The following is a 26,080-nucleotide window of genomic DNA, read 5'->3' as shown; positions in this document are numbered from 1 at the left end:
AGACCTTTAGCCAATTCGGCAGCCATACTTTTGATTGTTGCTTCATCCATGTGAAGTACCTTTTGTAATTATCCTCTGAAGGATAAATGAAAATTAAGTACTTACACAAAATTTAGAACAGTCCCTAATTTTATCATAGTACATTGCTTCAAAATCAAAAGGTGACACATAACCTAGTGCACTATGTACACGCTTTTTATTGAACCAATCTACCCAGTTTAGTGTCGCAAGTTGTACATCCGCTAAACCTTGCCAATCCGCTTTTAAATATTCAATCACCTCTGTTTTGTATAAGCCATTCACCGTTTCAGCCAAAGCATTATCGTATGAATCACCGGTCGTACCGACTGATGCTCGTAAATTTGCTGCTTCTAAACGATTGCTGGCACACAACTTGATGAAGCTCAATCTACTCTAGATCAATATTTACGGAAATTGATTCTTTATAGTTTATTGGGCATTGTCATGGCAAGCCTGCTCGGACGTTGGGTGGGTCTGTACTTACTCAAATCTTTAAATAATTTGATTGAGCAAACACATAAAATTCAGGGCACTCACCCACATCAGCGAATCGAAACTAAAAGTACTACCGTTGAAGTTGAGCAACTCCGTTCAGCAATGAATGCGATGTTAGAAAAAATTCAAATTAATTATGATCAATTGGCCCGGTTTTCCGAAGATATTGCCCATGAACTAAGAACCCCCTTAAATAATTTAATGGGTCAAACACAAATTATGCTCATGCAATCTCGATCACCCCAAGAACTGGAGCAGCTTTTATATTCTCATCTTGAGGAATATGAACGACTCAGTAAGATGATAAACAATATGTTGTTCATCGCTCGTTCTGAACACAGCGATTATATTATTGATAAAGAAAATATTGATTTATCCAACCTTATTTTAGAATTGGTGCATTATTTTGAATTCTTAGCTGAAGATAGACAAATGAAATTTGTTTTGGAGTTAGAACAAGGAATTCAAATATATGGTAATGAAGATTTATTAAAAAGAGCGCTATCTAATCTTCTAATCAATGCCATTGATTATGGATTCGAAAACCAAGACATTGTAATTACAACAAAATCTACAGCAGACTATGTCGATATTGAAGTGTTAACTAAAAATATTTTTATTGATAAACAGCATTTGAATCATTTATTTGAGCGTTTCTATCAAATTGATAGTAGTCGACATTCCAAAGCAAAAACTGGTGGTTTAGGGCTATCAATAGTTAAATCCATCATGATGTTACATAATGGGGAAGCAAATGTACATAATAGTCAACAAGGGGTTGTCTTTCGTTTAAGGATTAAATATTAAGCGATTATTGAAAAATTATAAAAATAAGAATTTGATCTTGTGGATGTTTTAGACCATCTAAAATTAACTTGAATCTCTTATTCTTGTTCCTAATCTACTAGTCACTCCTGTTGCTAGTAGACTACTACTTTAATTAAAATTAGGTATTTCACTCACTGGATATATTAATGTTAATGGATTTGATGTTAATGAAATAAAGCCGAAACGCTGATAAAACTCCATCGCTTTTTGATCTTTGGCATGTATGACAACAAAATTAACACCAATAATTTGAGCAACTTTTGAAACTTGTTTAAGAGCATGTGCTAAAAGCACTTTTCCAATTCCTCGCCCCTGAATTGGTTGATCAACGGCAAAGCGACCTACAACCACACAAGGGAGTGGATAACGAGGTAATCGTTTAGTGAGAACAGCATCAACTACATCGAATCCTATAGAGGCACTTGATAGACAATAAAATCCTTTCACCTGTGTATCATTGTCATCAATCGCTACATACGTTTTACTTGTTCCTGATTTCTGATGTTGGGATGCGTATTGTTTTATGAACTTATTTAAATCATCTTGCCCACAATTAAATGATTTTTTTTGATGATGGGCTTGTAAAACCTCAATCTTCATCCAATAAACTCATTAAATTTTTCATCTCATCATTTGCAGGGCGTGGGTTTTCAAGCATGTTCATTAACATATCACGATCAGCATTATTCACTTTTAACTCATGATTAGATTTAAGTAATTCTTTTGCTCGTTCAAATGAGGATTGGATCATAAAGGAACTCACACTGAGACCCAATAAATTCGCAGCTTGTTCAATCACATTTTTTGCATCTACTGTTGACCGAACATTGATTCTTTCTGTTGCTAAGTTAGCCATATTTTTTACCAATAAGTACATCAGTTTGATGTACAAATTATAGCAGATTAAGGTAGTGCTTCAAGATTCAAATTTACATATTTTGTTTTGAAATATTTGAATGGAAAATCAGTGGGCTACTATGAACCAAAAATGAGTAGAATTTAGTCCTACCCTTGGTTCGGGGGATTTTTTCTGACATCTCGTAATTATTAATATAGAGTCAAATTTGAAGGCTGATATAAGCTTAAGCTTTGTGCATATGTAAAAAAATCATCATTCCTGAAATTAAAAACATCAATATTATTATTACAGAACTATATAATCGCATTCATTTACTGGTCAAATTTATCGGCCAATTAGATTAACTTTGTTTGGTTATAATTACAATAAAATATATAAATCAGTCAGATAACTAGATTTTTAATAAGATAATTAAATATACATATAAAAAAACTTGATTATTCCTGTTTTTAGGGTATAGTTAACTCAACTAGAAAAAAGTCTTGTTTCATTAAATCTCTCTTAAGTATCGTCGTTTTATTCATAATTCTTCGTTTTTTTCAGATTTTAAGTTTCATTATTTATTATTTTCAAAGTTATATTCAGTCACTAAAATGACTAAAAATTATTAAAAAATCAGTAGGATTTATTATGTCAAACTCAAATGTTGTTAAAGGTACCGTTAAGTGGTTCAATGAAACTAAAGGTTTTGGTTTTATTCAACCAGAATCAGGTCCAGATGTTTTTGCGCACTTCAGCGAAATTGCCAACTCAGGTTTTAAAACCTTATTTGAAGGCCAACAAGTTGAATTTAGTATTGCTCAGGGTCAAAAAGGCCCGAATGCAGTCAATATTGTTGCCATATAAGCACTAATACGAGTTGAAAAAGCACTACTCAGTGCTTTTTTAATTTTAAAGAAAAAGTTGTTTTTCCATATTGGAAAAAAAATCATAAAAATAGGATACAAATTGTTAAAAGTTAATGAATTAATTGCAAAATCTAAAAATGGTACTGAAATTATCGTTTCTTTAATTCCTTTAAATAAAATGCAGAATACACGTCAAGGTTTTAAAGAAATTGAAGTGGGTAAAAGAGTTTTGCTGGAATCGGGAATTGAGGTAGATTTAAATTTAGATGGTCGTACATTTTATACGTCTTTAAATCAATTATTTAAGCTAAATCAAAAAGTTATTTAAAAAATAATATATTGCTTAATTAATTGAATAGCCGCTCTGCCATAATCTTATTAAAGGTAAACTAATGTTTAAACAAAATCTAAATGTAAAAGACCAATTCGGTATCAAATATTCTATTCAGGCCACGGTTGAGCGCCATTTTAGTGCTAGCCAGTCTTGTTCCCATGTCAAATATATTACTGTGGATGGTGAAGATATTCGCCCCAGCTTTGAAATGTTTTTCCAAAGTACTTCTAGCGGAAAAATTTTCAAGATTATTTAAGTCAATGAACTACTCGCAGCTAAAGCAACGAGTTTCCATATGTGGTTAATCTCGCATACCCCATCCACTGGCTCAGAATTAACTTCTGTTTCTGAGTTAGATATGCTTCAAATTTAACACCTGAAATTATCAGTAAATTTACTATTTAGATACTTGAATCCAATACTATTTTAGCTAAAAAAAAGCCAAAAATCTAAATAATATCTATATATTAACATTTTATATATTTTATGATTGATATAATAATTTTAAATTTCTAGTGGCTTAACTCGCCCTTAAAAGAGCGAGAATGCGCCACTAAATTTGTTCAAAATTTCAAAGCCATTCTTTGCTGTCATCTGCAACAGGCGTTCCATGCATCACATGCTGAATCATGGCATAGGCGATACTGCCCTTGAACGGAATCTCAGGGAACTGATCAAATTTGAAAAATTGCGCATCGCTGAGTTCATTTTCTTGAATCTGAATTTCCCCTGCGTGATATTCTGCCTTGAAGGCCATCATCAGATTGCTGGGAAACGGCCACGGCTGACTGGCTAGATATTGAATATTTTTGATTTGCAGCCCCACTTCTTCCAGCGTTTCACGGCGTACTGCCTCTTCCAAGGTTTCTCCAACTTCGACAAATCCGGCAATCAGGCTGTACATCTGGGTTTTGTTGCGGGCATTTTTTGCCAGCAGAATTTCATCTGTACCTCGGGTAATGATAGTAATGACACAGGGATTCACCCGCGGATATTGGTTATAGCCACAGGATGGACAGACCATGGCATACTGGGTGGCATGCTGCTCGGTGGCGTGACCACATTTACTGCAAAAGCGGTGATTACGGCGCCATTCCAGTAACTGTACCGCACGGCTGGCCTGTTCAAACTGTAGTCTGCTCCAGACTTGCACCAATTGTCTGATCGGCACCAGCTGATAACCTTCCGGCACCGGTTCATCTTCTTTCAGATCACGGGCAATGATCTCGCCATTTTCCGACAGGTTCAGGTCGTGCTGCAGTCTTTCTACCTGCGGCAACTGAAAATGGTCATCCACCAGTAATTGCTGCTGTCTAAAAATATACGCTTTTGAATGCATGCTCATACGATCCCCTGATTAAAAAAAATCCCATACAGAGGGGTGTATGGGACAAAACTAAGGAAGCTTACATGGAGTAACTTCTACCCAGATACTAGGCGCAAGCTGCCTGAATTACAACCATAATAATTTGTATCTTTTTGATTAAAATCACATAATTTTCACACCACCTATGAATTAAGGAATCATTGTTATTATTCTGGCCACCAGCCTGCTGTTTTTTGGTAGCAGTCAGTACGTCAACCATGACTTGCTGGTTGCCTGCTGGATGACAATTACCGTATTCTGTTTTGCTGACTATACCCTTTCCGGCAAAAAGTACATTCTGTTTATTGGTTATGTTGCCTGTGCCCTAGGCTTTTTAACCAAAGGTTTAATTGGTGTGCTCATTCCAGGTATGGTGATTTTGCCTTGGGTACTATTTACCAAGCAATGGAAAAAAATCCCATCCCTGTTACATCCAATTGGTTTACTGATTTTCCTGACGATTGCCATGCCATGGATTTATCTGGCTCATCTCAAGTATCCGGCATTCCTGCAATACTTCTTTATTGACCAGCAATTTAGCCGCTTCAGTTCCGATCAGTTTAACAACCAGCAACCATGGCCATTTTATCTGCTTTGCTTGATGTTCAGCTTTTTGCCTTGGTTATTTGTTTCACAGTTCAAGTTTTCTAAACAAGCTTTAACCCAGCAACTTAGTCAGCCAATTTTTATCTTGGTGGTATGGTGGTTTATCTCTGTCACGGTATTTTTCTCTATTCCACCATCAAAACTGGTAGGTTACATTTTGCCAGCAACTGCTCCTTTAGCGATCTTAATTGCCACTATGGTTGATAGTGTACTAGCAAATCAGCGTGCTAATAAATTTCAGATATGGTCACCTACATTTTTTGTCCTAATTATTGGTATTGCTTTTGCAACATTACCGGTATGGGCACAGGATAAATCGTTCCTGAATAATGTGAATATGGAACAACTGTACTGGCTCGGCGGCTCGGTTATCATTTCCATTATTTTATTCATGCTTGCTTATCAAAAGCAGCTTATTTCTCATTTCAAACTGGTGTTGGCTGCAGTTGTCGTGCTATGTATGAGCATCAGTTTTGGTGTGAAAATTCTGGATCAAAAAAACAACGCCACCCAAGTTTCATTCCAGAAATATATAACGCCTGATGCGACCATCGCATTTTACAACTATTATTTTTACGATGTGCCATTCTTGATGAATTTACAAAAACCTGTATATCTGGTGGATGACTGGGAACATGTTGGTCTCGACAGTTCTGCATTTCAAATTAAAGATGGTCTTCTGTTTGAACCTGAACGTAAACAGTATCGCTGGTCTGAAAAAAATCTTGCTCAGAAAGTACAATCAGGACAACCGGTCGTGATCTTGGCTCGTACCAACTCTTATAAAAATAGCAATCCTCATGCTCAAGTATTGCACTACCGTAACTATGATGTGTATTTCTTGAACTATCCTCAACAGGTACAAAAATAATATTGGACTATTACTAGTATCCTAGACACATTTTATCTGAGCTACCTTATGTCTAGGATACTGGGAGCAGTCCAATTTGTAATAGTGCAAGTAGTTTGATTCATAGTGCTTCACCCATCAACCATATTTTAAATGCTACCAGTTTTGGCATATTCTGACATTCTTCTCGATACACTATATGATAGGCCAATGTGGAAGAGCATTTCATTTCTGGATATAAACGCCGCAAACGTCCTGTTTTTAAATCATCTGCTGCCATGACACTTCTCGCCAAAGCAATTCCATGTCCATCTATGGCTGCCTGTAATACCGCAGCCGAATTATTGATTTTTAACCCTCGCTGGACCTGTTGATTACTAATCTGATTGTACTGTAACCATGTATTCCAAGTGGTAAAACCTGAATGGGCATCCATGGTTAAATCATGGATTAACGGTAGATTTAATAAATTCTTAGCGTGTTGTAACTGTTGCTGATATTTTTGATAAAAGGCTGGTGAGCAGACAGGAAAAACCTCCTCATCCATTAATTTCTCTGCAACTAATCCTGGCCAGCTCCCCTGTCCATATCGCACCGCAATATCAATTCCATGACGACCAAAATCCACAGGCTTTAAATTGGTATCCAGTCGAATATCAATATCAGGATAGGCTTGTTGAAAGTTATCAATTCTTGGTAGTAACCATTTCGCTGCAAAGGCTGGACTAATGGCAACGGTTAACACTCCTGTCGAGGTTTGAGCCTGTAATTTTTTCATTCCAAGTGTCAGCCTATCAAACCCAGCACGAATATCAGGCAATGCCATCAATGCTGCTTCAGTTGCCATTAAGCGGGCCTTCCCCCCTGTGCTTCGCTGAAACAGGGTGATACCCAAATAATCTTCCAGACTTTTAACCAGTTGCCCAACTGCTGCAGGGGTAACATTCAGCTCGGCAGCAGCAGCCGAAAAACTGTGATGCCTGGCACTGGCTTCAAAGGCCCTTAATGCATTGAGATATACAGGTGTTTTCATTCTAAAGATTTTCTATCAATCATTAAAAGATTATCTCGTTTGTTTATATAAGACATGAATCATAAAATCAATCTATACGAACGACATACAGCATGCACATGTCAGGGCAAAAATTCAACTTGATAAAGGATCGTATTGTCATGAATAGATTTTCTTTGAAAGTAGTGATTGTTACTGGTGGTGGTGCAGGTATTGGTAAAGAAATTACAATGGATGAGACAAAGCATGTTGATTAATGCTGATTTTTCCCAGATGGCTGTGGTTAAACCCAACGATTATCAATGGGTCAAATCACCTCGTGGTGAAGTTGAACGGGTCATGCTGGATCGAGTGGGGAATGAAACCGCCCGTGCCACCAGTCTGGTTCGTTATGCACCGCAAACCATGTTTCCAGAGCATGAGCATCCTTTAGGTGAAGAAATTTTAGTGCTTTCAGGAACATTCACTGAAAATGGCCATCAGCATTATCCAGCAGGCTGGTATTTACGCAATCCAGACGGTTCAAAACACACCCCATCCAGTGAAGATGGCACACTCATTTTTGTCAAACTCATGCAAATGAGCAAAGATCATACCGAGACGATACGTATCAATACTCATGCGTCTGAAAACTGGCAAACAATCGGTCAACGTCTGATTTGTCCCTTATATGTATCTCATAATGAACATACCTATCTCGAAAAACTTAAACCACATCAAAACTTTGATGAACACAGCTTGAAGGGTATAGAGCTTCTGGTTATACAGGGTGAATTGATTATGAACGGGGAAACTTTTCTGGCAGGTTCATGGGTTCGTTTACCAATTCAAAGCAGTCATCACTTTTACGCGAGTGCAGCAGGTGCAACGCTGTATGTAAAAACAGGCCACCTTTCCTCTGCGCAAAATTTTGTGGAGCAGCAGTCATGATCCAGACCAAGATTGCGATTATTGGTGCAGGGTTAAGTGGTCTATATGCTGCTTATTTACTGGAACAAGCCAAAATCACAGACTATATTGTACTAGAAGCAAGAGATCGTTTAGGCGGTCGTGTGTATTCAGAGCAGGGATTTGATTTAGGTGCAACATGGATCTGGCCTGAACTCAACCCTGAACTCATGCAACTGGTTCAACAACTCAAACTTCCCTTTTATGAACAGTTTGATACAGGTAGGTTCGTCTTTGAAAAAAAACGGGGAATAGCACCGGTACAGTTATCGAGTCCATGGGAATCAACGCAATCGATTCGCCTTGAGGGAGGAATGAGCAGCCTGATTCATGGTTTAGCCCAACAGATTCCTGCACAAAAAATTCTGACTCAACAACAGGTCACACATATTACCCAACAGGAACATGAACGTATTCATTTAACCAGCCAAGACCAAGTCGGCAGCGAAACGCGTGTTGAAGCGAATTACGTTCTGATTGCCCTAGCACCTCGCCTCACTGCTCAACAGATTTTATTCTCTCCAGCCTTGCCTTCATCTCTATTGAGCCAGTGGAACAAGACCGCTACATGGATGGCACCTCATGCCAAGTATGTAGCAGTTTATCCTGAAGCATTTTGGAGAAAACAGGGCTTGTCTGGTCAAGCCAGTAGCCATGTAGGTCCTATGGGTGAAATCCACGATGCATCTACATCTAACGGTTATGCTGCATTATTTGGTTTCTTGGGTATTCCTGCAAATGTCCGCCAGAAAGTCAGTGAACATGAGCTTATGGCACATTGTCGGGCACAACTGATTCGCCTGTTTGGTTTAGAGGCGGCAACACCCGAAGATGAATATATCAAAGACTGGTCAACAGACATTTTCACCGCTACCGAAGAAGACTGGAAAAACCCTGCTAGCTCTCATGGAATGGCACCTGAAAATACCCCGAATGACCATATTGGGACAAACCGTATTATTGGGATTGCCAGCGAATGGTCACGACACTATTCAGGCTATTTGGCAGGGGCAATTGATGCTGCTCAGGTGGGTATTCAGCGTATTCAACAACACGTATGAAATACGATAGCTCATTTTGCACAAGATCTAAAAAGTCATATAGGTTAGCCGGTTTGGCAACTTGGAAATGGTTGAATGAAACATTCCCACTGAAACAGGCACAGCAAACTTATTCAAGAATGAAATCTGGTCAAGTCCAGTTTTGGGTTGTACCGACTGTATACCAAAACTCTCATTCGTTGCTTATTCACCAAAAATTTAGGTTTCGCTCTTATGCTGCAAAATACCATGCACCGTCAGGTTTTATCCTGGCTAGCTCACAATCTTTATTCCAGACCGTTTCAGTGATGGTGATGACGATTGGTGGTTTGGCAGGTGCCAATACCCCGACACTTGCCACACTGCCGATGGCACTGTTGCAAATAGCCGCTAATGGTAAGCTAAATCGTTTTTAGTTACAGGTTAAGCATATGAATCCCTTCCATCGTCGGCATTTTCAGGGCGAAATCATTTTTTTGGCTGTACGCTGGTATTGTAAATATGGCATTAGCTATCGTGAACATCAGGAAGTGCTTTATCACGGTTAAAACAGGAAGGAAAATGTCCGCCCACCCTTGAGCACAGGCAGATTAAATATCACAATAACGTGATTGAATGCGATCATGGTAAGTTAAAGCGCATCATTAGTGCCATGCTGGGGTTTAAATCCATGAAAACAGCTTACGCTACCATTAAGGGCATTGAGGTCATGCATGCACTACATAAAGGTCAGGCTTCGTCATTTTATTATGGGAATTTTCAGGGTGAAGTGTGTCTAATCAACAGGGTGTCTGGTCTCTAAGCTTTTTTTAAAGGGAGATCATCGATTCAGATTCCTATTTGCAACAGTGCCCAAAATAATGATGCTATAAGCTTTCTTCAATAAGATTAGATAGGGAAACAGATGCAGAATAAATCGGGTAGGGAATTACAAGTATTGGGGCAGCTCAGTAAGATTTTACTCACGGTTGCTCTGCTTTTTATTGCTTGGGTATGGTTGCTGCATTTTCCTTGGTCGTGGGTTTTGAATACAATGATTATGATGGAAATATTTGCCGTAGCTTTTGTACTGTTGTGCGAATATCAAGGTAGTGAGGTCAATGGAGCAAGTGGCTGGATTAGCTTTGCTTATTTGATCTTACATGCCTATGTAGCAGTGATTTTGGGAGTAATGCGCTTATTGCTTTGGTTATGGCAGTATGTGTTTGCTTATTTCTTTTGATGAGAGCTGCTTTAAAGAATTAATACGAGTATTCTTTTTTATAATTTTTGGCTGAATATTAGTAAAAATAATTAGCACAAACGTAAGCATCCAGTGAAACATAACTTTTTTCTTTCGGTTTAAAAACCCAATGATTCAATTATATTGCACTTAAGTCTAAGAACAAATGCAGCAGATATGAGACCCAGTTTCAGAAAAGAATGCTAAGCTGAATATAGCAACTTATAGGTTGATTTTTAAACCAATTTATTAATTTTTTGATGCTAATTTTTAATAAAAATGGGATTGCTCTACCTGTAAAATTATAACATAAATTTTTATAAAATTTATTAATTAGCAAAGACTTAGTGGTTATTAAATTAGATAGAAAAATAGCAATGACTAGCTAGAATGAATATAGAAGAGAAGTTTAACAAGACCATTAAAACAGGAGTCAAATCTATGATTTATGAAGTATCTGGAGATATTTTACTGAGTAATGCACGTGCAATTGCCCACGGTGTTGCACCAAATGATAACTTTGCAACAGGTTTAGCTTTAAGTCTGCGTGAATACTGGCCGGCCTTATACAAAGACTTCCGTAACTATTGCCATATTAATCATCCTAAAGCGGGAGAACAATGGACATGGGTGAATGCTGAAGGTCAACGTATCGTCAACCTGATGACACAAGAAGCGGCTTATGATAATGGTTCCAAACCAGGTAAAGCATCGACAGAATATGTCAACCGTACTTTGAAAAACTTAAAAGAGTTGATTGAAGAAGAGAAGATTGAAAGTTTAGCGTTACCACGTCTTGCAACAGGCGTTGGCAGTTTAGACTGGGAAGATGTACGCCCACTGATCTATAAGCACTTAGAAGACTTAAATATTCCAATTTATATCTATACTTTGTACCAAAAAGGCGTAAAAGCGGACGAACCAACTCATTAATTGTTCGCTTGTCTTGTGGAAATAAATTGTTCCCAAACTAATAAAATTGAGTGAGTCAATTTGATACCCCCTCTTTATATTTCATTCAGAGGGGGTATTTTTATGGGGGAATATTCAAAATCTGGATCTAGCAATAGCTTTTACGGGACTGTTCAGTCCTGAAACCTTTGAACAGAAATATTTTAAGAATTTAGAGGAATCGGTTGTCCACAATATTGTCTAGGATCACTTTACTGATCGATATTTTCACAAAAAATTGAAGTCACTATATTTAGACTACGCTATCTTTCACGGGTTCTGAGATCAGTATGCGTTTCGGTTTAATTCTGGGTGACCAGCTTCATCATCAGCTTGCTACACTCAAGGCGCTGGACCGTACCCGGGATGTGATCCTGATGGCTGAAGTTGTTGAGGAGGTCACATATGTCAACCATCATCCGCAGAAAATTGCCCTGATTTTTAGTGCCATGCGTCATTTTGCCAAAGAGCTCAAAGCTGAAGGCTGGCGTGTACGTTATCACACCTTTCAACCTGCTAGTCCGATTCGTAGCCTGCTGGATTTCGTGCAGGCGCAGCAACAGCTATTTCCCGTCACAGAACTGGTGATAACCCACTGCGGTGAATACCGCTTGCAGCAGCAGATTGAACAGCACTGGAGCCAGCAGCTGCAACTGCCGGTACAGTGCCTGAATGATAACCGTTTTTTCTGTAGTCCAGAGCAGTTCCGGAAATGGGCCAGCCGCTACCAGACACTGCGTATGGAATATTTTTATCGGGAAATGCGCAAGCAGACCAGCTATTTGATGCAGGGACAGCAGCCTGTAGGACAACAGTGGAACTATGACAGTGCCAATCGCAAGGCCTGGTCAGGCAGTCCGCCATTGCCTACACCACTGCATTTTGAACGCGATCAGATTGATCTGGAGGTGCTGCAACTGGTTGAATACGAATTTCCCAATCACCCTGGCAGCCTTGACGATTTCCGCTGGGCCACCACACGTAGTAATGCCCTGCTTGCATTGCAGCATTTCATTGATCACAGTTTACCTTATTTTGGCGACTATCAGGATGCCATGGTTCAGGGGGCAGACACGCTGTTTCACAGCTTGCTCTCGCCTTATTTGAACTGCGGCCTGCTGCTGCCCAGAGAAGTCTGTGATGCAGCAGAAGCTGCCCACCATGCCGGTCATGCACCGTTAAATGCAGTGGAAGGTTTTATCCGGCAGATTCTCGGCTGGCGCGAATATGTCCGCGGGATTTACTGGCTGTACATGCCGGAATATGCCAACCGTAATGCACTGCAGCACTCAGCCCCACTGCCACAATTTTACTGGACCGGCCGTACCCGGATGAACTGTATGGCGGAGTGTTTCCGCAATACCTTTCAGCATGCCTATGCGCATCATATCCAGCGTCTGATGGTGACCGGCAATTTTGCCCTGTTAACTGGTGTAGACCCGGAGCAGATCAGCGAGTGGTATCTGGCCGTCTATGCCGATGCCTATGCATGGGTAGAACTGCCGAACACGCTGGGCATGGTGATGCATGCCGATGGAGGCTTGATGGCCAGCAAACCTTATGCGGCTTCGGGTAATTACATCCATAAGATGTCAGATTACTGCAAGCACTGTAGCTACAATGTCAAAACCCGTACCGAGCCGGACAGCTGTCCGTTTAACAGCCTGTACTGGTATTTCATGATCCGGCATGAAGCGATATTCCGCAATCATCCACGTATGGGCATGATCTATCAGCAGCTGGATAAACTTAAAGATCGGCAGCAGATTATAAGCCATGCCCAGCAGCTCCTTAGCCAGATCAATGAGTTATAAACGATGAAAAAACAGCATCTCCCTGAAAAAATATGTATCCACTGCTTGCGCCCTTTTACTTGGCGCAAAAAATGGCAACGCTGCTGGGAGGAAGTCAGATACTGTTCTGAACGATGTAAACGTGAGTCCAGACAGCGGCCAAAACAAAGTGCTTAGAAACGTTTATACTGCCGTGAACAATAGGCCCGAATGACATAGGGTGAACGCAGTTGCAGATGTTTGGTTTTTCGGCCGGTGACCCGTTCACGCCACATTTTAAAACTTGATGCTTTCATATTTTTCCGCATCAAGCGGATCACCGCCGCTTCATTCAAACCAAACTCACGCTGGATGGCTTCAAAAGGCGTTCGATCTTCCCAAGCCATTTCAATGATCCGTGACAGGTCCGCTCCTACATATTCAATTACTTGACGCACCACATACCCCTGATTGCTTTGATTTTTAAAATAAAAATTGAGCGATAAAATTTAAATTTATGTCTCTGTGTATTTTGGTCAGATCAAGCTGACCGACATCATTTTAAAAAAATGCAGATGAATATTTTGTGATTTTTTTACCTGGATTGTATTTTATTGCAGTGCTATCGGGCTTTTGAGCTCAACCCGTGATCAAAATCCCTATGACCAAATCCTATCTTCGGATTGTAGTTAATGACATCGCCTGGATCAGACGGTATGCTGATGCTAAAAACACCTTGGGAAAATTGTGCTCGAAGTTATTGCTCAGCTCTGTGGCGGTATTGGTTTATTCTTGATTGGCATGATTTTAATGACCGACAGTCTTAAGGACATGGCTGGTGAAACCTTACGGCTATGGCTGACCAAATTTACCGGAACACCGTTGAAATCACTATGTTCTGGTATTGGTCTGACCTTGATTGTCCAGTCTTCTACAGCGACGACGCTGGCGACTATCGGTTTTGTCGGAGCTGGAGTATTGAGTTTCTCCCAGGCGATTGGGGTGATTATAGGGGCCAATATCGGAACGACCAGTACCGGCTGGATGGTGGCTTTACTCGGGGTGAAATTTTCTATCACCACTTTTGCCTTACCTCTGATTGCTGTAGGTGCGTTGCTCAAATTATTAACACATGGGCGTTTGGCCTTATTCGGTTTTGCGCTTGCAGGTTTTGGCCTAATTTTCTTTGGGATTGAGCAATTACAGCTTGCGATGTCAGGTCTTGCTCAACAAGTCGATTTGTCCATTTTTCACTATGATTCATTCTGGCAGAAACTGTTTCTGGTCTGGATCGGACTGATCATGACGGTCTTGCTGCAGTCTTCCAGTGCCGCTATTACCGCGACTTTAGCAGCTTTAGCCAGTACTGCGATTGATCTGCAGCAAGCCTTGTTACTGGTGATTGGACAAAATATCGGGACAGTGGCAACCGCAGTACTGGCTGTGATTGGCGGCTCGGTGAATGCCAAGCGGACTGCAGCGGTGCATGTGCTTTTTAATGTGGTCAGTGCGATATTTGCTTTCTTTTTGTTGATTCCCTTATTTAACTGGGCCTACCGTCATGTTCAATATATTGCTGAATGGGATGAAGTCGTCATTGTGGCAGCATTTCATACTTTATTTAGCTTAATCGGCGCATGTATTTTTATGCCCTTGATCCATCCCTTTAATCAGCTCATTTGTAAGTTTTTACCGCAGAAAAAGTCCGGTGCCCTAGAAATTCTGGATGAATCCAATCTGGACATTCCAAGTGTGGCCATCATTGCTGCAGAAAAAGTGACTTATCAAATCCTGATTCAGATGTTTGAGATATTACGTCGTGCATTTCAGGAAGGCGTCAATCTGAGCCCAAAACAATTACAACAATTAGATCAAGAGATTGAGTATCTAGAGGCATATTTAGAAAAAATAGTCGTTCCAGAATATCAACAGGATAAACAGCGACTGACCTCTTTATTAAGGATGATGGTGTATATTCGGGTTCTACGCAGTGATCTGGAAGGTGTTCCCTATGCACTGGCTATTCGAACCCAACCACAGATTTATCAAGTGGCTTTAGATTTTTTAAATATTCTCGAGCATTATGTCAGCCATCCGGATTTTTTAGAAAATGCTGAAAAGATTGAGAATTTTAAGCAGGAAGTGACCAATCTCAAACAGTGGAGCGATGAGCATCGGACAGCCTTACGTGAGGAAGTGATGCAATATGCCACTTTGAACCGGCTGAGTGCAGCCAGAAGCTTAAAACTGCTGGCAGCAAAACGCTGGCTGGACCGATTAATTGCCCATACCAAAAGATTATCCAAGGTGCTAGCTGAACGTTAATGCCGAGAACAGTTCTTGAATGGTTTTTAGGTAGAGCGACAAGTGAAAATTGTGCTCAATCATGAAGGATGGGGTCATTTGGGGGGGACTCGACTATTCAAAATCGAGCTCAAGACTCATTCTGATCATGCGAATACGGTTCTGTCACGTCCCTGCTGTTTCCCATACATGGCCTGATCTGCCCTTTCGATGACGTTTTCCAGTGTTTCATCCTGCCCGACTGTGACGATGGCTATAGTCGCGGTGATAGATACGACTTCGCCATTTTTTAATAGTAAATATCTAGAGAACTTTGGTGCAACAAAGCCAATACAATATAAAACTATCTCTTTTTTTTGCGTCCGCGCATTCTAATTGGGTCGGTTAAACAATCGGTAATTTTATAATTTTTGAAAAGGATAAATAAAATGACCAAGCAACAGCACCCCAAAGATGAATCGGAATCTAAAAGAGCTGAAGAACAGACAAATCAAGAGGATCTTCAGCCACAAAAGAATCCTAAAGATAAATCTGATGAGCATGAAATGCATAAATCAAGTCACTATCATCAGCACCATGATACAACAAGCAATTATAAGCAACCTCATTGAGTAGGATTCTATTACAGTAGAAGACTGAAGATATTCAAAAATTTTAAAGACAAAACTGCACAATATTTTGGAGTATGCTCGCATACGATAAAAAATGGAAAAATTGACCAAGACCAGATTTGGAACTTGACTATAATGATTTACAGGCTCTACATGCTCCGAGTCAGTCATCATTCGGCTGACCCGGACTAATCAAGTCAGCTTATTCTTTATAAGTCTGCGTACTGTAGCGTTCAATAGCTAAGCGTTTCAACACTTTTTCATTTTTTGCATAATCCAAGAAGGCTTCAGCATAATCCAGTCCCACCTCTACACGTCGTTCACCGGTGATATTTTTAAAACTGCTATAAAAATCTTGACCATCTGCCAGAAAATTAATGGTAATCACCTGATAGGTCTGGTCTGGATTTAAAGCTTCATAAATTCCTTGTGCATTGTGAACTTTTAAGTTGGATATCCGTTGACCTTTGGTTTTGGATAAATCTACATCCCACTGCAGTCCACCCGCGTAGGGATAACTACCGGTATTGTTATTTACGACTGCATCCATCGCATCTTCAAGTACATTTTTAATTTCTAGCCCAGTCGCCTTCAATTGCACCAATGTGTTTTTAAATGGCAATACCGTATAAATTTTCTCTACAGAAATATCACCTTGGGGAATATCCACCCTGACACCACCGCCATTTTGGATCGAGATATCGGCATTAAAATACTTTTTACCTTGTTGCAAAAATGCTTCAGCCACGAGTTGTTGCACATCACCACCATGTTGGTTGGTAAAATCTGATTTATTACAGATGTCCCCTAAAGTGGAACGTGATGTATCTTTTGTCGTTCCGGGTACACGACGCAGGCATAGATTTTCTTGGGCATTCGCAACAATTTCCTTGCCCAATAAATTTTTAGCAACTTTATACGGTTCCAGGATAGCTAAAGCTGCAGTATTAGGTTGAACAATACGCAAGCTGTTACTGCTTTCAATATCTTTTTTAATCACATCTAATTCAGTAGTATTCAGGGCTGGAGCATCTTTAGCACTGCGCTTAAAATCATCTCCAATTAATACATTTGCTTTGCCGGTACATGCTTGCACTTTTCCGTTGGCATCAAAATTTACTTTTAATTGACCAACCACATAGGCATATTGCCATGCTTGTACAACACAAACCTGTTCACCATCTTTATTTTTTAGGGTTGTTGGGTAGTTGCCATCTGGACTCATTCCATAGTTTTTCAGCTTTGCATCTGCCAGCAAGGTATGTGAATCACCACCCACAATGACATCAACACCAGACAATTGTGCAGCCAGTGCTTTATCCATGCCATAGCCTAAATGAGACTGTATAATAATTTTGTTGATACCTTGCTGCTTGAGCTGATCAATATAGTTTTGTGCAGTGGTTACTTCGTCTTTAAAAATGGTATCTGCATTTGGGCGAGAGGCATTCTTGGTTTTATCAGCAATGGTTAAACCGATGAATGCGATTTTTTGCCCTTCTTTCTTAATAATAGTATAGGGTTTTACAAGATCAGTCTGGTAAAGCGGTGAGGTTTTTCCGAACTCGACATTGGCACTTAAAACTTGTGTTTTATTTTTACAGCTGCCTTTATTATTCAGGAAACCAATAAATTTTTTTAAACCTTCATCGGTATTATCAAATTCATGATTGCCTAGTGTTAACGTATTGAAGCATATCGTATTCATGAGGTCTGCTTCGGCTTCACCTTCTTTCAAATTGAAGTACAGATCGCCAGTGATTGCATCACCTGAGTGAATTTTTATCGGGTTTTTATCTATGCTAGCTAGGGTATTCATTAATGCCGCAACTCGTGCAAATCCGCCATTTGAGACCTGGATTGACTCGCGATTACCTGAAGATGTTTCAAGTAGTAATTTGGTACTTGAAACATCTAAATGTGAATGGCTGTCGTTAATATGCAATACATTGACTTCCAGTGGTTGAGATTGAATGACAGGCGTTATATTGGTACTGTCTTTACTATCATTACACCCAGCTAAAAATATACTGGAAACGAATAAACTGCATGTGATACTTGAATATTGAATACTTCTGCTTTTAAAGGCCACAGCCATCCCCTTTTTGATCATAATTTAATCATATATCATGTGGAACTATTGTTTAAAATTCATTAATTTAGCTATTTCCCGCACAATAAAATAAGGAGAAATTTTATATTTCTCCTTATCGATTAAATCAACACAAAAATTCTAAAGCTCCTAGCATAGAGCTATTATCGCAACATATCATTTAAGAATGTTTTGATGTGATCATCAATGCAACCATCCGCTATATGTCTTCAGTTTTTTAAATTGATACTTTATTCAATCAACTCAATTCCTTAACAATACCTCTTATTAGCCTGATGTAAGTCCCCGCATAGTATTTTTAAGTGGGGGACTTAGTAAATGATCATAAATTTTTAGCAGCGACTCCTGTTGCCAAAAAGTGACCAATATACAGCACACTGGTCAAAATATGTGAGGGACGTGTAGGCTTAAAAATCTTTATGCAACAAAGCTTCTCGCAATCAGAAATAATTTTTAAGATCGCTCAACCGCTAATGCAACGCCCATTCCACCACCAATACATAAGGTCGCCAGTCCTTTTTTCTTTTCGCCACGTTGCATTTCATGTAACAGAGTGACCAAAATTCGACAGCCTGAGGCTCCAATCGGATGGCCTAAAGCAATGGCCCCGCCGTTAATATTAACCTTTTTCATATTGAGGCCCAGTTCTTTCGACACTCCTAAAGCTTGTGCGGCAAAGGCTTCATTGGCTTCTACCAGATCAACCTCGTCCAAAGACCAGCTTGCTTTTTCTAATGTTTTTCTCACAGCATTTACAGGACCAAGTCCCATCACTTCCGGCTCAATACCAGACAGGCTATAGGCTTTAATTTTTGCTAGTGGCTGTAAACCAAGCTCTGCTGCTTTATCGGCACTCATCACCAATACGGCTGCTGCACCATCATTAATCCCCGAGGCATTACCTGCAGTCACTGTCCCATCCTTTTTAAAGGCTGGGCGCAGCTTGGCTAGACTCTGTTGATTCGTTTCGGGTTTGATATATTCATCACGATCAAAAACGAACGGATCACCTTTACGTTGTGGCACTTGCACTGGCACAATTTCTGCGTCAAATTTCCCTTCCACCTGTGCTTTGACTGCACGCTGCTGAGAAGATAGTGCCAAAGCATCCTGATCTTCACGGCTAATCGACAGTTTTTCCACAATATTCTCAGCAGTCATTCCCATGTGATACTGGTTATACACATCGGTCAGACCATCATAGACCATGCTATCCACCAATTGCGCATTGCCCATCTTCTGTCCGTTACGCATCTGGATAATATGGGCACTTTGTGACATCGACTCCTGACCACCTGCCACGACAATATCAGCCTCACCAGTGGCAATGGCCTGTGCGGCCAAATGAACAGCCCGCAGTCCCGAACCACACACCACATTCAAGGTCGAAGCGGGTACTGAAACCGGAATACCCGCTGCAATTGCTGCCTGACGTGCCGGATTTTGTCCCACACCTGCAGTCAACACATTCCCCATAATGACCTGATCTACCTGTTCTGGCTTTATTCCGGCAGCGTCTAATACCGCAGCAATCACTACCTTTCCTAACTGCGGTGCACTGACGCTAGCCAGGCCACCCAAAAAACTTCCAATCGCGGTACGTTTTGCGGCAACAATCACAACTTCTTTCATTTTATTTCCTATTTTTTAACTCATGTCTTGCTTGATACTCCTGCCCCCATACGATTGGCCGGCAGTGAGAATATCTAAATGCTAAAACAGACTGACCTGTACATAACTGCCCGGTGCAGCTTCCTTGACAGGATAAGTTGCACTACCTAATGTACGCGCCGGAACCTGATCGCCGGTATAAGGTGCGATCCATTCCTGCCAGCGTAACCACCAGGATTCTGGATGGAACTGGGCATCTGCCAGCCACTGTTTCGGGTTTTCATAAGGTATATTATTGGTATAACAGCCATACTTGTTGCGGTTTGGCGGATTGACAATGCCTGCCACATGTCCAGATTCGCCGAGTACCAGCGTGCTTTCACCCCCCAGATAGGTAGATCCTTTAAAGCACGTATCCCATAGTGCAATATGATCTTCCTGGGTCGAGATAAAAAAGTTCGGTGTTTTCACTTTCGACAGATTTAAACCCACACCATTGATCTTGATCTTATTCGGCTGAATCAGTTCGTTATTGAGGTACAGATTGCGTACCAGGAAATTGTGCACATGTGCGGCAATATTGGTGCCATCACTATTCCAGTACAAAATATCAAAGTCGGACGGATGTTTGCCCTTCAGGTAATTTTCAATGTAATAGTTCCAGTACAGGGTATTTTCGCGTAACAGACTAAAGGTCACCGCCAACATACGGCCATCAAAATAGCCCACCTGTTGATTCAAAGTTTCAATCCCTTGAATGACCGGCTCATTAATAAAAGCACCCAAACTGCCTGGATTGTCAAAGTCCAACATTGTGGCCAGATAGGTGGCACTCTTGACGCGATTCTTCAGGCGTTTCGCCACATAGTACGCCTGCGTCGCAGCAAGCACCGCACCACCGATACAATAACCAATAGCATTGACCTCTTTTTCTCCGGTCATTTCCTCAATGACACGCATCGCCTCAACCGTACCGGAGGTAATCAGGTCCTCAAAGTGCATGTCCTTTTGTTCAGCTCCCGGATTACGCCAGGACATTAAAAATACGCTGTGCCCTTGCTGACGTAACCAGTTCACAAAAGAATTCTGCTCACGCAAATCCAGAATATAATATTTATTAATAAAAGGCGGGATGAGCAAAATAGGCGTCTGATATACAGTTTCAGTGGTCGCTTCATACTGTAACAATTGAAAAACCGGATTTTCAAAGACCACCGCACCTGGCGTATAGGCCAGATCTTTTCCCAAACGGAACGAGTCATTATTGACCATACGTACGGACAGATATTTGCTACTGTTCATGATATCGTCATGGAAAATTTCCATGCCACGCACCAGGTTTTGCCCGTGTTCCTGTACCGTCTGATGGATCACTTCCGGATTGGTCCATAAAAAATTGCCGGGAGAAAAGGCATTCACCATTTGGCGGGTGAAAAAGTGGATACGCTGGCGGACTTTATCTGGGATGCCTTCGACCTCATCCAGCATTTCTTGTACCAATTGACTGAAATGCAGATAGGACTGGGTCAAGAGATCGTAATTGGGTTCTTGCCAAAGTGTATCCTTGAAACGGCGATCACCCGGCTCAGGTTTCACGAGAGGCTGGATATCCTTGTTCACACTGCGCAGCATGATATTTTGGTAAATCTGCATCTGACCGATCCACCATTTGCTCTGCATCTCGATCAAGCGTGCCGGATTTTTGGTTAATGCCTGAAAGAACAGGTTCATATCTTCACTGTTGACTTTGCTCAATGCATCATTGAGCGGATTATCGCCATAGTAAAATTCTTGTACTTTCTTCCAGATTTCTTCATGGACATCGAAAAAACGCTGGACGTTCTGATTAAACTGAAAAAGATTCTGCTGCATTTGCACCACTCCGCATACTGGGTCATTCCTCACTTTCCTATCAGGAATGGAATCGAAAAACGGGGAAGTGATCTCCACTTCCCCGCTCGCTAGTCTTCAATCTTCATTAGGACTGTTAACCGTTATTTATTGTTCGGCATCGATTCGCTAACTAACTTGTCAAACTCGGCTTTAAATTCAGTGGCCAAGCTTGCCAGTTTTTGGCCATCATCAATCATTTGCTGGCTGAGTTTGCTCATGGTTTCCACTTGCTTCATGCCACAATTGATCATACTTTGCATGTCTTTGACTTCACTGTTGGCAAAGACTTGCGACAATGTGATATCGGCATAATGACGTGCAGCATTGAGTTGTAAATTGGTCAGGTCCGCAAAATTTTTTGCCACCAGACTGTTAAATTTTGCATAAGGTTCAAACATGTTTTTGTACTGAGCATTCATGTTTGAAAAGATATCGCCATATAGCATGTGTATTACTCCATTGATTTATAGTACTTAAAATTTAGTTATTGTTAAAAAATAAATGAAAAAACTGGCTCAGTGAGCACAGGACTTATTGCATGTATAAACCGCCATTGATCGATAAGGTTTCACCCGTAATATAGGTGCCATACTCACCGACCAGATACATGACTGCCGCTGCAATTTCTTCAGGCTGGGCAAGACGCTGCAAAGGAATCTGGTCTTCAATACTTTTTACGACCTCTTCCCGCATGGCAGTCACCATCGGTGTTGCCGTATAGCCCGGGGCTACAACATTCACGCAAACATTGGAACGTGCACCTTCCTGAGCCAGAGCCTTGGTAAAACCGATCATGCCCGCTTTTGCGGCTGAATAATTCGCTTGACCAAACTGTCCTTTCAGACCATTGACCGAACTAATATTGACAATGCGTCCCTGCTTTTGCTCCAGCATTTGATTAAAGACTGGATGGGTCACGGTAAATAGTGTCTTTAAATTGGTATCGATTACCTGTGACCACTGTTCGAAGGACATTTTCTTAAATGTTGCATCGCGTGTGATGCCGGCATTATTCACCAACACATCTACGCGACCTTCAGCCTGTATCGCATCCTCGATTGCGCTCGTCGCATCAGCATGATGGGTCAGATCGGTTAAGACAAAACGGACATCTTCCTGTTGGAATCCCTCACTTTTTAACCACTGCTTTTCACGGTCTTCCTCTCGAGGCACAACCGTTGCAATCACTTTATAATTTGCCTTTACCAGCTGACGACAAATCTCACTACCAATACCACCGAGTGCCCCTGTCACAAATGCGACTTTTCTTTCGGACATATCTTTACCTTTAGCAAATCGAAAAAATGGTTGAGTGAATTCACAAAGATTCTTTGGAATCTGGACTTAAATTAACCCTTTCTATGTTAAGGCTCGATTACAGGCGATCGATTTTTTATGAGCAAATGTAAATGGCTCTAGGTTTGAGTAACTGCAAAAAAGAAAAATTAAATAAATAATGCAAAAAAATCACTAAAAAGTATAAATAACATACGCTTAAATAATATATAAGGTATAATTTAACAAATCTGTAATGTAATTTCCGCAGACTGTTAAAGTTGAATAGAATTCAATTTTAGCCTTTTATTAATACAATAATTTTCTTATTTAATGTACTGAAAATCAGTTTGTCTCATTTAAGGGTTTTATGAATGTTTATTCAATTGATTTGAACCTTGTTATCTAATGATATAAGAGCCATAAATGACTGCTTTAAGTGTGCCTTCAAATTCTTCCATACATACATTAAAAACTTATATTAATCGGGACCTTTCCTTACTTGAATTTCATAAGCGAGTATTGGCACAGGCGAAAGATACTGAATATCCTTTACTTGAACGACTCAATTTTTTAATTATTTTTTCACGAAATCTAGATGAATTTTTTGAAATACGTGTCGCGAGTTTGATACAGCAATTTGAGCTGTCTAGCCATAATAAGACCCGTCCGGATAATTTATTCATCTCAGAAATACTGACGACGATTTCTAAGCTTGCACATGAGGCCGTTGAGGAACAGTATAAAATACTGAACTATAATATCCTGCCACAACTGCAAGGCAATGGAGTTAATTTTATTCAGCATGGTGATATCCTTCAAAAACATAAAGCATGGATTAAAGATTATTTTCATCATGAAGTTCAACCTGTTGTAACCCCCATCAGTCTAGACCCCGCACACCCTTTTCCTCGTTTAGCCAATAAAAGCTTAAACTTTATTGTCACTTTGGAAGGCAACGATGCCTTTGGACGAAAAATTGATTTAGCGATTGTTCCTGCCCCTCGATCATTGCCAAGATTAGTTAAATTACCCACGCATGTTTCTGGTGAGGCTGAGCACTACATTTTACTTTCCGCGATCATTCAGCAACATATTCATGAATTATTTCCAGGAGTGATCACCACGGGGTGTTATCAATTCCGGGTAACACGAAATGCTGACCTCACCGTATCAGAGGATGTAGAAGATTTAGCGATTGCTTTAAAAGGGGAACTCTCATCCCGGCGTTTTGGTCGCGCTGTCAGACTCGAAGTAAATAAAGCGTGTCCAGAGATGATTACTGATTATTTACTGGAACAATTTGATCTTGATCAAGATCAGCTCTATCTGGTGAATGGTCCTGTTAACCTGGCTCGTTTTATATCGAACTTTAATTTACCCGAGTTACGTTTCCCTCCCTATGTACAAAAATTACCAAAAGGGTTGTATAGTAAAAAATCGATATTTGAGGTATTAAAAACCGAAGATGTCTTATTACACCACCCTTTTCACTCTTTCGCTCCGGTCATTAAGTTGCTGAAAGAGGCAGCCCGTGATCCACATGTGTTAGCTATAAAACAAACACTTTATCGCAGTGGTGTAGATTCTGAAATTGTGCAAGTCCTTGCTGAAGCGGCACGGAACGGGAAGGAAGTCACTGCCGTGATTGAATTACGTGCACGCTTTGATGAAGAGTCAAATATCGAAGTTGCCAATCTATTACAAGAAGCTGGCGCAGTGGTCGTATATGGGATTGTTGGCTATAAGACTCACGCCAAAATGATTCTGATCGTGCGTCGTGAAATAGACAAAATTAAACGTTATGTTCATTTAGGTACAGGTAACTATCATGCGACCAATGCCAAAATCTATACCGATTATGGCTTACTCACTAGTGATGCTGATATTTGTGAAGATGTACATAAAATCTTTCAAGAATTAACTGGTATGGGAAAAACCATAAAGCTGGAAAAACTTTTTCACGCGCCATTTACCCTGCATTCACAATTACTTGAACTCATACAGCAGGAAATTAAAAACAGTAAAGCAGGAAAAAAAGCGCAGATCATTATTAAAGTCAATGCATTAACTGAACCGCAACTGATTCATGAACTTTATCAAGCATCACAAGCAGGTGTACAAATCGATTTGATTGTTCGTTCAATTTGTTGCTTACGACCACAAGTTGCAGGACTCTCTGACAATATTCGTGTACGTTCAATCGTCGGACGTTATTTGGAACATACTAGAGTGTATTATTTTTATAATGATGGTGACAGCAAACTGTATTGCGCCAGTGCGGATTGGATGGGACGTAATTTGTTTTCTCGCATCGAAACCTGTTTCCCGATCGAGAATAAAAAAATTCGCAAACAAATTCTTGAAGAAGGATTGAATAATTATCTCAAAGATAATCGGCGTGCATGGGAATTACACGCAGATGGAACCTGGATACAATGTCAGCCTGGTAGTGGACAACCAGTCTACATTGCCCAGCAACAATTAATGAATCAGATTTTTTAACGAAAATTTGCGAGTTATTGTATAAATGACAATCACTTGCAATGATTTAAATTCATTTTAACTAAATTGTAACAATCCAATCCTAAAGTAAAAATTAAGAGGGAATGAGTCAACTACATGAGCGATATCAGTGTTAAAAAGATCAACAAATTAATTGAACAGTTTGAACAAGAAGGCAATAAAACACAAGCGCTTGAAATGGGCTATAAAACGTATGCCATGCTTATGTCTGATCAGAAATTTGCGGATAAAGTGACCAAATCAGCAGAAAATGCCGAAGAGCGACTTTATAAAAAAATAAAAATCAAACTTATTCCAGAGAAACATCATTTTAAAATAAAGTAAGAAGTACAAAATTTTTAATAAACTTGTAAATTATTTTATGTCATTGCTCTTGATCAATTGTCCGATATAACCTGACAGATCCTATTAAAATAGTACACTGTCAGGATCAGCTTTGAGCAAGTACATATTTTAAATACTGCATGTGTGCTGACAGCAAAATGTTCTGCCCATAAGTTCAGTGTATTGTTTTCCATCCAGCAAGATTCGCATTTTGCTGATTGTAACCGGACGATCAGGTAGAGGATGCTCTCAGTCGTTTTTTCCAGAGTTG

Annotated in this window: 27 protein-coding genes and 3 pseudogenes; 18 read left to right on the top strand and 12 right to left on the bottom strand. The window is 40.2% G+C overall.

Annotated features, from left to right (window positions below):
* Positions 1-93 precede the first annotated feature (93 nt).
* Positions 94-384 (bottom strand): annotated as a pseudogene (locus tag FTT83_RS10075) (integrase core domain-containing protein); the annotation flags it as partial.
* A gap of 51 nt (positions 385-435) precedes the next feature.
* Between FTT83_RS10075 and FTT83_RS10070 the strand changes: the two are divergent.
* Positions 436-1,323 carry a heavy metal sensor histidine kinase gene (locus tag FTT83_RS10070; protein WP_257234895.1) on the top strand — a complete coding sequence of 296 codons (888 nt, stop codon included), beginning with the start codon at positions 436-438 and terminating at the stop codon, positions 1,321-1,323.
* A 129-nt stretch (positions 1,324-1,452) separates the two neighbouring features.
* Here the strand turns inward: FTT83_RS10070 and FTT83_RS10065 are convergent, their stop codons facing one another.
* Both FTT83_RS10065 and FTT83_RS10060 read right to left on the bottom strand, forming a co-directional pair.
* A complete protein-coding gene (locus tag FTT83_RS10065) occupies positions 1,453-1,944 on the bottom strand; it encodes a GNAT family N-acetyltransferase (protein WP_180176557.1) in 492 nt (163 codons plus the stop codon).
* Complete coding sequence (locus FTT83_RS10060) at positions 1,934-2,200, bottom strand: DUF1778 domain-containing protein (protein WP_166171925.1); 267 nt, start codon at positions 2,198-2,200, stop codon at positions 1,934-1,936. Before FTT83_RS10060 ends, FTT83_RS10065 begins: the two co-directional genes overlap by 11 nt.
* Before the next feature lie 633 nt (positions 2,201-2,833).
* Between FTT83_RS10060 and FTT83_RS10055 the strand changes: the two genes are divergently transcribed.
* The 3 genes from FTT83_RS10055 to FTT83_RS10045 all read left to right on the top strand — a co-directional run bounded on the left by FTT83_RS10055 (position 2,834) and on the right by FTT83_RS10045 (position 3,641).
* Positions 2,834-3,049 carry a cold-shock protein gene (locus FTT83_RS10055; RefSeq protein WP_019837890.1) on the top strand — a complete coding sequence of 72 codons (216 nt, stop codon included), beginning with the start codon at positions 2,834-2,836 and terminating at the stop codon, positions 3,047-3,049.
* 102 nt (positions 3,050-3,151) lie between these two features.
* Positions 3,152-3,379: a hypothetical protein gene (locus tag FTT83_RS10050; RefSeq protein ID WP_004761266.1), complete on the top strand. Its 228-nt coding sequence runs from the start codon at positions 3,152-3,154 to the stop codon at positions 3,377-3,379.
* A gap of 64 nt (positions 3,380-3,443) precedes the next feature.
* Positions 3,444-3,641 carry a hypothetical protein gene (locus FTT83_RS10045; RefSeq protein WP_019837892.1) on the top strand — a complete coding sequence of 66 codons (198 nt, stop codon included), beginning with the start codon at positions 3,444-3,446 and terminating at the stop codon, positions 3,639-3,641.
* 19 nt (positions 3,642-3,660) lie between these two features.
* On the opposite strand, the gene FTT83_RS10040 is transcribed toward FTT83_RS10045, so the two are convergent.
* Positions 3,661-3,768: a helix-turn-helix domain-containing protein gene (locus tag FTT83_RS10040; RefSeq protein ID WP_373423532.1), complete on the bottom strand. Its 108-nt coding sequence runs from the start codon at positions 3,766-3,768 to the stop codon at positions 3,661-3,663.
* A gap of 188 nt (positions 3,769-3,956) precedes the next feature.
* Positions 3,957-4,730: an NAD(+) diphosphatase gene (gene nudC, locus FTT83_RS10035; RefSeq protein ID WP_180044183.1), complete on the bottom strand. Its 774-nt coding sequence runs from the start codon at positions 4,728-4,730 to the stop codon at positions 3,957-3,959.
* A 178-nt stretch (positions 4,731-4,908) separates the two neighbouring features.
* Between nudC and FTT83_RS10030 the strand changes: the two genes are divergently transcribed.
* Entirely contained in the window at positions 4,909-6,228 is a 1,320-nt protein-coding gene (locus FTT83_RS10030; RefSeq protein WP_180176564.1) for a glycosyltransferase family 39 protein, read from the top strand.
* 100 nt (positions 6,229-6,328) lie between these two features.
* Here FTT83_RS10030 and gcvA read toward each other — a convergent pair whose 3' ends face one another.
* Positions 6,329-7,240, bottom strand: coding sequence for a transcriptional regulator GcvA (gene gcvA, locus FTT83_RS10025; RefSeq protein WP_180082217.1), 912 nt, complete (start codon positions 7,238-7,240; stop codon positions 6,329-6,331).
* 98 nt (positions 7,241-7,338) lie between these two features.
* Here gcvA and FTT83_RS10020 point away from each other — a divergent pair, with 98 nt between their 5' ends.
* The 9 genes and pseudogenes from FTT83_RS10020 (at position 7,339) to FTT83_RS09980 (ending at position 13,350) form a co-directional block, all read left to right on the top strand.
* The gene (locus FTT83_RS10020; RefSeq protein WP_180175045.1) at positions 7,339-7,476 is read left to right on the top strand and encodes a hypothetical protein; all 138 of its coding nucleotides are present in this window, start codon (positions 7,339-7,341) and stop codon (positions 7,474-7,476) included.
* Positions 7,466-8,149: a cupin domain-containing protein gene (locus FTT83_RS10015; RefSeq protein WP_180082216.1), complete on the top strand. Its 684-nt coding sequence runs from the start codon at positions 7,466-7,468 to the stop codon at positions 8,147-8,149. Before FTT83_RS10020 ends, FTT83_RS10015 begins: the two co-directional genes overlap by 11 nt.
* Positions 8,146-9,228 (top strand): FAD-dependent oxidoreductase, encoded by a 1,083-nt coding sequence (locus FTT83_RS10010; protein WP_180082215.1) that lies wholly within the window; start codon positions 8,146-8,148, stop codon positions 9,226-9,228. Before FTT83_RS10015 ends, FTT83_RS10010 begins: the two co-directional genes overlap by 4 nt.
* Before the next feature lie 213 nt (positions 9,229-9,441).
* Positions 9,442-9,581 (top strand): annotated as a pseudogene (locus tag FTT83_RS10005) (MFS transporter); the annotation flags it as partial.
* A 57-nt stretch (positions 9,582-9,638) separates the two neighbouring features.
* Positions 9,639-10,009 (top strand): annotated as a pseudogene (locus FTT83_RS10000) (DDE-type integrase/transposase/recombinase).
* Between the two features lie 102 nt (positions 10,010-10,111).
* Entirely contained in the window at positions 10,112-10,429 is a 318-nt protein-coding gene (locus FTT83_RS16070) for a hypothetical protein (protein WP_251992257.1), read from the top strand.
* Between the two features lie 441 nt (positions 10,430-10,870).
* A complete protein-coding gene (locus FTT83_RS09990; RefSeq protein ID WP_086197561.1) occupies positions 10,871-11,362 on the top strand; it encodes a macro domain-containing protein in 492 nt (163 codons plus the stop codon).
* 308 nt (positions 11,363-11,670) lie between these two features.
* The gene (locus tag FTT83_RS09985; protein WP_086197562.1) at positions 11,671-13,194 is read left to right on the top strand and encodes a cryptochrome/photolyase family protein; all 1,524 of its coding nucleotides are present in this window, start codon (positions 11,671-11,673) and stop codon (positions 13,192-13,194) included.
* 3 nt (positions 13,195-13,197) lie between these two features.
* Positions 13,198-13,350, top strand: a complete 153-nt coding sequence (locus tag FTT83_RS09980; protein WP_086197563.1) for a DUF2256 domain-containing protein — start codon at positions 13,198-13,200, stop codon at positions 13,348-13,350.
* On the opposite strand, the gene FTT83_RS09975 is transcribed toward FTT83_RS09980, so the two are convergent.
* Positions 13,347-13,598, bottom strand: coding sequence for a TIGR03643 family protein (locus tag FTT83_RS09975; RefSeq protein ID WP_373456126.1), 252 nt, complete (start codon positions 13,596-13,598; stop codon positions 13,347-13,349). The two genes, FTT83_RS09980 and FTT83_RS09975, sit on opposite strands and share 4 nt — an antisense overlap.
* 301 nt (positions 13,599-13,899) lie before the next feature.
* Between FTT83_RS09975 and FTT83_RS09970 the strand changes: the two genes are divergently transcribed.
* Together FTT83_RS09970 and FTT83_RS09965 are read left to right on the top strand one after the other, a co-directional pair.
* On the top strand, positions 13,900-15,477 hold the full coding sequence (locus tag FTT83_RS09970; protein ID WP_180176559.1) for a Na/Pi symporter: 1,578 nt from the start codon (positions 13,900-13,902) through the stop codon (positions 15,475-15,477).
* Between the two features lie 407 nt (positions 15,478-15,884).
* On the top strand, positions 15,885-16,067 hold the full coding sequence (locus FTT83_RS09965) for a hypothetical protein (RefSeq protein WP_086197565.1): 183 nt from the start codon (positions 15,885-15,887) through the stop codon (positions 16,065-16,067).
* 202 nt (positions 16,068-16,269) lie between these two features.
* Here the strand turns inward: FTT83_RS09965 and FTT83_RS09960 are convergent, their stop codons facing one another.
* From FTT83_RS09960 to FTT83_RS09940, 5 genes are all read right to left on the bottom strand, one after another.
* Entirely contained in the window at positions 16,270-18,165 is a 1,896-nt protein-coding gene (locus tag FTT83_RS09960; RefSeq protein WP_180044451.1) for a bifunctional UDP-sugar hydrolase/5'-nucleotidase, read from the bottom strand.
* A gap of 468 nt (positions 18,166-18,633) precedes the next feature.
* Positions 18,634-19,812 (bottom strand): acetyl-CoA C-acetyltransferase, encoded by a 1,179-nt coding sequence (locus FTT83_RS09955; RefSeq protein ID WP_180176560.1) that lies wholly within the window; start codon positions 19,810-19,812, stop codon positions 18,634-18,636.
* Positions 19,813-19,893: 81 nt separating this feature from the next.
* Entirely contained in the window at positions 19,894-21,663 is a 1,770-nt protein-coding gene (phaC, locus tag FTT83_RS09950) for a class I poly(R)-hydroxyalkanoic acid synthase (RefSeq protein WP_180176561.1), read from the bottom strand.
* A 122-nt stretch (positions 21,664-21,785) separates the two neighbouring features.
* A complete protein-coding gene (locus FTT83_RS09945) occupies positions 21,786-22,130 on the bottom strand; it encodes a phasin family protein (protein ID WP_086197569.1) in 345 nt (114 codons plus the stop codon).
* An 85-nt stretch (positions 22,131-22,215) separates the two neighbouring features.
* On the bottom strand, positions 22,216-22,962 hold the full coding sequence (locus tag FTT83_RS09940) for a beta-ketoacyl-ACP reductase (protein WP_092819548.1): 747 nt from the start codon (positions 22,960-22,962) through the stop codon (positions 22,216-22,218).
* A 423-nt stretch (positions 22,963-23,385) separates the two neighbouring features.
* On the opposite strand from FTT83_RS09940, the gene ppk1 reads away from it, so the two are divergent.
* Entirely contained in the window at positions 23,386-25,464 is a 2,079-nt protein-coding gene (gene ppk1 / locus FTT83_RS09935) for a polyphosphate kinase 1 (protein ID WP_166171854.1), read from the top strand.
* A 117-nt stretch (positions 25,465-25,581) separates the two neighbouring features.
* Complete coding sequence (locus FTT83_RS09930; RefSeq protein ID WP_180044241.1) at positions 25,582-25,809, top strand: hypothetical protein; 228 nt, start codon at positions 25,582-25,584, stop codon at positions 25,807-25,809.
* Positions 25,810-26,080 lie beyond the last annotated feature (271 nt).

This window comes from Acinetobacter sp. YH01018, from assembly GCF_013420295.1.
In the GTDB taxonomy this organism is placed as follows: Bacteria; Pseudomonadota; Gammaproteobacteria; order Pseudomonadales; family Moraxellaceae; genus Acinetobacter.
This window is presented reverse-complemented; position numbering and strand designations above follow the sequence as displayed.